This window comes from Mesonia phycicola (assembly GCF_900141885.1).
In the GTDB taxonomy this organism is placed as follows: domain Bacteria; phylum Bacteroidota; class Bacteroidia; order Flavobacteriales; family Flavobacteriaceae; genus Mesonia; species Mesonia phycicola.
In genome coordinates this window covers 1-1,093 of the sequence record NZ_FQYY01000040.1, presented here as the reverse complement: position 1 = coordinate 1,093, position 1,093 = coordinate 1, and the positions used below count along the sequence as shown (strand labels likewise).

The 1,093-nt window shown below is 49.7% G+C and carries 1 rRNA gene; it reads left to right on the top strand.

The annotated features are described in order from the left end of the window. A 16S ribosomal RNA gene (locus BUC03_RS15035) occupies window positions 1–1,093 on the top strand; the annotation flags it as partial.

Here is a 1,093-nt window from a genome sequence, read left to right as displayed (position 1 = left end):
TGATATGGCATCATATTATTATTAAAACTTCGGTGGTAATAGATGAGTATGCGTCCTATTAGTTAGTTGGAAAGGTAACGGCTTCCCAAGACATCGATAGGTAGGGGTCCTGAGAGGGAGATCCCCCACACTGGTACTGAGACACGGACCAGACTCCTACGGGAGGCAGCAGTGAGGAATATTGGACAATGGAGGCAACTCTGATCCAGCCATGCCGCGTGCAGGAAGACTGCCCTATGGGTTGTAAACTGCTTTTATAGAGGAAGAAACCTTCTCACGTGTGAGAATCTGACGGTACTCTACGAATAAGGATCGGCTAACTCCGTGCCAGCAGCCGCGGTAATACGGAGGATCCAAGCGTTATCCGGAATCATTGGGTTTAAAGGGTCCGTAGGCGGGCAGTTAAGTCAGTGGTGAAAGTCTTCCGCTCAACGGGAGAATTGCCATTGATACTGATTGTCTTGAGTTATTATGAAGTGGTTAGAATGAGTAGTGTAGCGGTGAAATGCATAGATATTACTCAGAATACCGATTGCGAAGGCAGATCACTAATAATATACTGACGCTGATGGACGAAAGCGTAGGTAGCGAACAGGATTAGATACCCTGGTAGTCTACGCCGTAAACGATGGTTACTAGCTGTCCGGTCTAATTGAGGACTGGGTGGCTAAGCGAAAGTGATAAGTAACCCACCTGGGGAGTACGTTCGCAAGAATGAAACTCAAAGGAATTGACGGGGGCCCGCACAAGCGGTGGAGCATGTGGTTTAATTCGATGATACGCGAGGAACCTTACCAGGGCTTAAATGCAGTCTGACGTACTTGGAAACAGGTATTTCTTCGGACAGATTGCAAGGTGCTGCATGGTTGTCGTCAGCTCGTGCCGTGAGGTGTCAGGTTAAGTCCTATAACGAGCGCAACCCCTGTGGTTAGTTGCCAGCGAGTCAAGTCGGGAACTCTAGCCAGACTGCCGGTGCAAACCGTGAGGAAGGTGGGGATGACGTCAAATCATCACGGCCCTTACGTCCTGGGCTACACACGTGCTACAATGGTAGGGACAGAGAGCAGCCACTGGGCGACCAGGAGCGAATCTA